General features: G+C 62.8%; 7 protein-coding genes. 2 read left to right on the top strand and 5 right to left on the bottom strand.

What is annotated here, in order from left to right:
• Positions 1–864: 864 nt before the first annotated feature.
• Positions 865–2,061: an acyl-CoA dehydrogenase family protein gene (locus tag EKO19_RS38040; RefSeq protein ID WP_129782670.1), complete on the bottom strand. Its 1,197-nt coding sequence runs from the start codon at positions 2,059–2,061 to the stop codon at positions 865–867.
• A 151-nt stretch (positions 2,062–2,212) separates the two neighbouring features.
• Here EKO19_RS38040 and EKO19_RS38035 point away from each other — a divergent pair, with 151 nt between their 5' ends.
• Positions 2,213–2,680: an Mpo1 family 2-hydroxy fatty acid dioxygenase gene (locus tag EKO19_RS38035; RefSeq protein WP_129782669.1), complete on the top strand. Its 468-nt coding sequence runs from the start codon at positions 2,213–2,215 to the stop codon at positions 2,678–2,680.
• A 126-nt stretch (positions 2,681–2,806) separates the two neighbouring features.
• Entirely contained in the window at positions 2,807–3,475 is a 669-nt protein-coding gene (locus tag EKO19_RS38030) for an OmpA family protein (RefSeq protein WP_129782668.1), read from the top strand.
• Between the two features lie 245 nt (positions 3,476–3,720).
• On the opposite strand, the gene rpoH is transcribed toward EKO19_RS38030, so the two are convergent.
• The 4 genes from rpoH to ftsY form a co-directional block, all read right to left on the bottom strand.
• Positions 3,721–4,557, bottom strand: coding sequence for an RNA polymerase sigma factor RpoH (gene rpoH / locus EKO19_RS38025; RefSeq protein WP_129782673.1), 837 nt, complete (start codon positions 4,555–4,557; stop codon positions 3,721–3,723).
• Between the two features lie 276 nt (positions 4,558–4,833).
• Complete coding sequence (ftsX, locus tag EKO19_RS38020) at positions 4,834–5,748, bottom strand: permease-like cell division protein FtsX (RefSeq protein WP_129782667.1); 915 nt, start codon at positions 5,746–5,748, stop codon at positions 4,834–4,836.
• Positions 5,745–6,479, bottom strand: a complete 735-nt coding sequence (ftsE, locus tag EKO19_RS38015; RefSeq protein WP_129782666.1) for a cell division ATP-binding protein FtsE — start codon at positions 6,477–6,479, stop codon at positions 5,745–5,747. Before ftsE ends, ftsX begins: the two co-directional genes overlap by 4 nt.
• Positions 6,480–6,489: 10 nt before the next feature.
• Complete coding sequence (gene ftsY / locus EKO19_RS38010) at positions 6,490–7,476, bottom strand: signal recognition particle-docking protein FtsY (protein WP_129782665.1); 987 nt, start codon at positions 7,474–7,476, stop codon at positions 6,490–6,492.
• Positions 7,477–7,543 lie beyond the last annotated feature (67 nt).

The raw sequence follows: 7,543 nt of genomic DNA, 5'->3' as shown, positions 1-7,543 counted from the left end.
CGGCACCGGGCGCCGCCCGTCGCGCAGTGCGCTCCTTGGCGCACGTCCATGGTGAGCCCTGCTGTTGCGGCCCCGTCCCTGTGCCGCAAAGCTGCCGGGACGAGGTAGGTCACTCCCGCCGCCGCCGATACGTCACTGGCGCATTCGCGCGTGACTCTTCTCCGACCCTGCGACCGTCGGCGGGTACCTTCGCGTTTGCTCGTTGCCGAGCTGGCGTTGCGGCCGCGTTTGGGCGCGGCCGCTCTTCCGGGGTTAGCTTGTGAATTGAGGCTCGATCGATGTAGCAGCGACTGAGGTTAGCGTTTGGGTTGAGATCGATCGTTGAAGCGGCGATCGAGGTCTAGCTGTTGGGCTGAGCTCGATCGATGTAGCAGTGACCGAGGTTAGCTGTTGAATTGAGCTCGATCGTTATAGCAGCGACAGCGGCGGCTGCGCTCAAGCGCGGCCGCAACGCCAGCTCCACAACGTGCACGCTCAAATTCACAACTGACGGTCGCACGGTCGGAGCAGCGTCACGCGCAACGCGCAGTTGACGCATCGGGCGGCGTCAGGGTGGGGGATCTCCTCCCCGGCAATTGGATCCGCCAGGGATGGCGGTCCGATAGCAGCCACAAGGGCTCGGCGGGGCCTTTCGGCGAAGCACGGCTTCGCTCCGCCGAGCGGGTGTACATGGATGTACACCCTGGGCTTGCCCGGAGCAGGACTGCGCAGGGCAATGTGCAGCAGGGCGCCCGCGACAGCGGGAGCGAAGCGTGCGCAGGTGTGTCGCGGTGCCGGGGAGGAGATCCCCCACCCTGGCGACGCCGGACCACCGACGTCTCCGCATCCGGCACCGGTGGCAATTCAAACCGACCGAGCAAAGAATCAGAACGCGCTGATCCCCGTCAGCGCCCGGCCAACGGTCAACTGATGAACCGTCTCCGTCCCCTCATAAGTAATCACGCTTTCCAAATTCAGCGCGTGCCGGATCGGCGAATACTCAACGCTGATACCCGCCCCACCCAAAACATCACGAGCATCGCGTGCCACTTCAATGGCAGCCCGGGCGTTGTGCCACTTCGCAACGGACACTTGTGTCGGCTGCATGAGACCTTGATCTTTCAAACGACCGAGCTGCAATGACAACAGCTGCGACGTGGTGATCTTCCTCGCCATCTCCGCCAGGCGAATTTGAATTGCCTGGGTCGCCGCCAGCGGCTTGCCGAACAGAATGCGTGTCTTCGTGTAATCGATGACGTCCTTCAAGCACGCCTGAGCCGCGCCGGTCACGCCCCAGCAAATGCCATAGCGGGCTTGAGTCAAACACGACAGCGGGCCCTTCAAGCCAACCACACCTGGCAGCATGTTTGCTTCCGGCACCACGACGTTGTCGAAGAACAGGCTGCCCGTCAGCGACGCTCGCAAGCTCATCTTGTGTTTGATCGTGGCGGTGGTGAAGCCTTTGAAGTCTTTCTCCACCAGGAAGCCGCGGATGCCGTCGTCGGTGCGGGCCCATACCACTGCCACGTCGGCGATCGGTGCGTTGGTGATCCACATCTTTGCGCCGTTCAACACCCAGTCCTTGCCTTGGCGTTTCGCATGCGTCTTCATGTTGGCGGGGTCGGAGCCGCCGTGAGGTTCGGTGAGGCCGAAGCAGGCGATGGTTTCACCCTTGGCCATGCTTGGCAGCCAGCGTTGTTTCTGTTCCTCGCTGCCGAATGCGTAGATTGGATACATGCACAGGCTGGACTGCACCGACACGAAGCTGCGCAGGCCCGAATCGCCTCGCTCCAGTTCCTGGCAGATCAAGCCGTACGACACGCTGTTCAAGCCGGCGCAGCCATAACCGTGGATGGAACTGCCCAGCAGGCCGAGCTCGGCGACGCCGGTGACCAGCTCGCGCGGGAAACGTTCGTGCTCGAAGCAGTCGCCCATGATGGGAATGACCTGGTCGTCGACGAATTTCGCGACCGAGTCCTGTACCAGGCGCTCTTCTTCGCTGAGCATGGCGCGGACGTTGTAGAGATCGAGCGGATCGAGCTCGGTGGCCGCGGCCGACGATGCTTTGGGATGGGCTGACATGGGGCTCTCCTGGTCGGCTCGAATAATAGCGCAGCCGCCCGATAGTCACTGGGTGCGCGGCCAGCCTACAATTCTTGTCGGTGGCCGCTGACCGGCGTAGCGTGTATGGCGGTTACCGCAACCCATACGATCACGATGAGCTGGGGGAACGATGCGCACCGTGGAGCAATGGCTGGAGGAATATGGCGAGAGTCACCGTAACGCCACCAACAAGACGTTGCACTGGGTGTGCGTGCCCGTCATCGTCGTCAGCCTGATCGGGCTGTTGTGGTCGCTGCCCGCGCCGTCGAGCTGGCAGCAGATATCGCCGCTGCTGAACTGGGGCTCGCTGTTTCTGTTCGCGGGCGTGGTGTATTACCTGTCGATGTCGTGGTCGCTCGCCGTCGGCATGGCGGTGTTTGCCAGCCTGGTGATGTTGTCCATCATCGGTTTGCAGAATCTGCCGTGGCCGTTGTGGAGCGCGTGCATCGCGCTGTTCGTGGTGGCGTGGATCGGTCAGTTCATCGGACATCATTACGAGGGCAAGCGGCCGTCGTTTTTCAAAGACATTCAGTTTCTGATGATCGGTCCGCTATGGTTGCTCAGCTTCATCTATCGAAAACTGCGAATCCCTTACTAGCTTCAGCCATCGGCTGCGGCGGACACTCACGGATTCAGTAGCGGTTCAGTCCGTTTTTTCCAGGCTGATCCTGAAGCATGCGCGGGTGCATAGTGCCGCGCGATTTTTTCAGCGGAGAGGAAACCCATGGTCCATCGTTTTTCCAGGCTCGCCGGTGTCGGCGTCGTTGTTGCCGGCCTGCTCGCGGGCTGCACCACGGTCAATCCGTATACGCGTGAATCGCAAACCAGCAGCGCTGCCAAGGGCGCGGGCATCGGTGCGGCCGCGGGCGCGGTGGTTGGCTTGCTGACGAAAGGCGACAAGCTGCAGAACGCGCTGATCGGCGCTGGCGTGGGAGCGCTGGCCGGTGGTGGCGTGGGTTATTACATGGACGTGCAGGAAGCCAAGCTGCGGCAGAAGCTCGAGGGCACGGGCGTGAGCGTCACCCGCATCGGTGACAACATCACGTTGAACATGCCGAGCAGCATCACGTTCGCGACCAACAGCGCGGATCTGAATGGGCAGTTTTATAACGCGCTGGGCGGCGTGGCGATGGTGCTGAAGGAATACAACAAGACGGTCATCGAAGTGGCCGGTCACACCGACAGCACGGGCAGCGATCAATACAACCAGCAGCTCTCGGAGCGTCGCGCTTCGTCGGTGGCAAATTATCTGGTGGGCCAGGGCATTACCCAGCAGCGCTTGCTGACGGTCGGTGCCGGCGAGTCGCGACCGGTGGCGTCGAACGATACGGAAGCAGGTCGTGCGCAGAATCGTCGAGTCGAAATGACGATCGTTCCTATCACCAAGGGCTGAGCATAACGCAGCCACTTTTGCTTGTTGACGCTGCTCGCCGGCTCGGAAGGGAACCGTATTTCGGGGCGGCGATTTCCGCGACGCTGGGAGTTTGACGCTGCCTGTATTTCCGGGCGTGCGGCCCGCAGGGCAAAAATAACGTTGCGGCGTTATGAGAGGGGCGTAAACAAAAAGGGCCGGCTCTTCACGAGTCCGGCCCTTTGGTTTACAGGGTCCATAGGGTTGGGTTCAGTCCATCAGTTCGCTCATGCGGCGTCGGCCACCAGGCCGCGCAGTTTCTTGATCGCGTTCGCCTCGATCTGGCGAATGCGTTCCGCGGACACGCCGTACTTGTCGGCCAGCTCATGCAGGGTCGATTTCTCTTCCTGCATCCAGCGGCTGCGCAGGATGTGCTGACTACGATCGTCCAGCGTTTCCAGCGCCTGAGACAACCGCTCCGCGGTGTCTTCGTCCCACTGTTCGCGTTCCACGGCAACCGACGGATCGGATTCCGGGTGCTGCAAGTAGGCCGAGGGCGAGTACGAACCATCCTCGTCATCCGCATCCGGGGCCGGATCGAAGGACAGGTCGCGCGAGCTCAACCGCTGTTCCATGTCGGTCACTTCGGCGGTGGTCACGCCGAGGTCGCGGGCAATCGCCTTGGTTTCCACGTCCGTCAGCCAGCCCAGGTTCTTCTTGAACTTGCGCAGGTTGAAGAACAGCTTGCGCTGCGCCTTGGTGGTGGCGATTTTCACCAGCCGCCAGTTACGCAACACATACTCGTGGATCTCGGCGCGGATCCAGTGAACCGCGAACGACACCAGTCGCACGCCTACATCCGGATCGAACCGCTTCACCGCCTTCATCAAGCCGACATTGCCTTCCTGAATCAGATCGCCAACGGGCAGGCCATAGCCGCTGTAGCCGCGGGCGATGTGAACCACGAAGCGCAAGTGAGACAGCACGAGCTGGCGGGCCGCGTCCAGGTCTTCCTCGTTACGCAGGCGACGAGCCAGGTCCAGCTCCTCTTCCCGCGACAACACCGGAATACGCGACACACGGTCGATGTACGAATCCAGGCTGCCGACCGGACCGGCCAGCATCGAGTACGGGCTGGCGGCGAGTTCGGTACTAGAGCGAACAAGCGCAGTAGATGTCATGTCGAAGATTCCCCTCCAGTCAGTGGTTGGAAGTTTAGCAATCGCGATGTTGGAGTGCTAAGTCGACTTGAAAGTTCCGGCGGCGCCCATAGGTTCCGAACGCTTTACGCTTGGCTAAACCGTTGATAACGCTGAGGTATTTTGACCGTCGCGGCGCCCGTGAAAGCCAGTCACGAATGCCGTGACTGAGCATGCGGATTGGGCTGCCCTCAGGCCGGCCTAGGTGGGTTCGATGGCGCGGAGATGGCGGGTGGCTGCAAGGTAAGACCCCAGCCAGCCCAGAACGATCCCGCCGCCCAGCAGGGCCAGGGTGGCTCGCGGGTCCAGGCCGCCGAGCTGGAAGGCGCTGCCGTACAGGCCGGCGAGGCGGCCGATGGGCTCACGCAGGATGCCGATGACGGCGGCGGTGATGATCCAGGCGGTGATGCCGCCGCCCAGGCCGTACCAGATGCCGTTGTACAGGAAGGGCCGGCGCACGAAGGCGTCGCTGCCGCCGACCAGCTTGGTCACCTCGATCTCGGCGCGGCGATTCTGGATATCGAGCCGGATCGTGTTGCCGACGATGACCATGACGCCCAGGGCCAGCAGCGCGGCCGCCACGACCAGGCCCCGGCGCACGGTGTCGAGAATGGCGTTGAGCCGGTTCACCCACGCCGTATCGAGCTGCACGATTTCCACTGACGGCATGGCGCGCAGGTCGGCCGCGAGGCTGTCCAGATTGGCCGCCGTCGAGAAATCCGCCGAGGGGGTCACCACCAACGTGTGCGGCAACGGGTTTTCGTTCAGCGCGTCGATGGCCGGGCCGAATCCCGAGTCGTGGCGGAATTCTTTCAGCGCCTCGTCCGCGGTGATGACTTCGACATTGCTCACGTCCCGTCGCTGTTTGATGCGCCCGGCGGTGCGAGTCGCTTCTTCGGCGGAAGTCGGGCGCTTGAGGAACACCGTGAGATCGACGGCCTTGTTCCAATTGCCGGTCGCGTTCTGCGCGTTGCTGATCAGCAGATGCAAACAAGCGGGCAATGCCAGCGCGATGCCGATGACCAGCACCGTCAACAGTGTGGCGAGTTTCTGTTTCGACAATCGACCCAGCGAGCCGATCATGGTTTGAGCATGTCGAGTCAGCCACGCGGTCATCGCAGCGCTGCCTCGGAGCCGGTGATCAGCTTGGCGGGATCGACGAGTTTCTCGCCAGCACTGACGCCCGCGGGCATGTCGTCGACGACGCGGCCACCCTCGAGTCGCACGCGACGCACCGGGAAGTGCTCGAGCAGATACAGATCGTGGCTCGCGACCAGCACCGTGACGCCGACTTCGTTGAAGCGACGGAAGATATTCATTACTTCCACCGACAGCTCGGGATCCAGATTTCCGGTCGGTTCGTCCGCAATGAGCACCGGCGGCTTACTCACCACGGCTCGCGCGATACCGACGCGTTGTTGTTCGCCCGTCGACAGTTCGAGCGGCACGCTGTTCTCGCGTCCGAGCAGGCCCACTTGATCCAGCGCCGCGCGCACGCGCTTGCCGATTTCCTTCGTGCCGACGCCCGCGATGATCAGCGGCAGCGCGACGTTGTCGAAGATGGTGCGATCGTGCAGCAGTTTGTGATCCTGAAACACCATGCCGATCTGGCGACGGAAGGCCGGCACTTTGGAGCGCTTCACGCCGCTGACGTTCTGGCCGTTGATGACGAGCTGGCCGCGGGTCGGGCGCTCGATCAACGAAATCAATTTGAGCAGGCTGGATTTGCCCGCCCCGGAATGACCGGTGAGGAATACGATCTCGCCACTGTCGATGTCCAGTGACAGATCGCTCAGTGCCTCGCGCCCGTTCGGATAGCGCTTGAAAACGTGATCGAAACGAATCATGCGGATCGGGTCAGTCCCGCTTGAGCAACGCATCGACGAAGGCCGCGGCCTCGAAGCCGACGAAGTCTTCGACACTCTCGCCGACGCCGAGATAGCGGATCGGCAGTTTTAATTCGCTGGCGATGGCGAACACGATGCCGCCCTTGGCGGTGCCGTCGAGCTTGGTGAGCACGATGCCCGTGACGCCCAGCGCTTCATGAAACAACTTGGCCTGCTGGAGCGCGTTCTGCCCTTGGCTCGCGTCCAGCACCAGCAACACTTCGTGTGGAGCGGCGGGATCGAGACGACCCATCACGCGCTTCACTTTCTTGAGCTCGTCCATCAGGTTCGACTGCGTGTGCAGACGACCGGCGGTGTCGGCGATCAACACGTCGAACTTGCGGGCCTGCGCGGACTGCAAGGCGTCGAAGGCGACAGCGGCGGGATCGGCGCCCGTGGCTTGCGCGATCACCGGCACGTCATTGCGCTGACCCCACACCTGCAACTGCTCGACCGCAGCGGCGCGGAAGGTATCGCCCGCCGCCAGCATCACTTTCATGTCGGCCGCTTTGATGATGCGAGCGAGCTTGCCGATCGTCGTGGTCTTGCCGGCGCCATTCACCCCGACGACCAGCACCACGAACGGAATGTATTTGCTGTCGATCTCCATCTGGCCCTGCACCGGGCGCACGATGTCCATCAGCTGCTCGCGCAGCGCTTCGAGCAGCGCGTCCAGATTGTCCAGCTCGTGACGCGCCACTTTCTTACGCAGCGCCGTCAGAATGCGTTCGCTGGTGTCCACGCCGACATCGGCGGTGATCAGGCGCATCTCCAGCTCGTCGAGCACGGTGTCGTCGATCTTGCCGCCGGGGATCAGGTTCGCCAGATCGTAGGTCAGCCACGAGTCGCCCCGGTTCAACTTGGCGCGCAGGCGCGTGAACAGGCTGCCCGGCTCTTCGACAGGAGCGGCGGGCGGCGGCGGGGGAGCGGCTGGCTTGTCCTTCTTGAAACCGAACATTCGTGCGCTGACAGGGTCCGGGGGCGGGGCGCGCAATTCTACCAGCACTGGCGGCGCCCGCCGGGGC

Origin of the sequence: Peristeroidobacter soli (assembly GCF_004138485.1) — a bacterium.
GTDB lineage: Bacteria > Pseudomonadota > Gammaproteobacteria > Steroidobacterales > Steroidobacteraceae > Steroidobacter > Steroidobacter soli.
The sequence above is the reverse complement of the archived record's forward strand: the minus strand, read 5'-3'. Positions and strand labels throughout refer to the sequence as shown.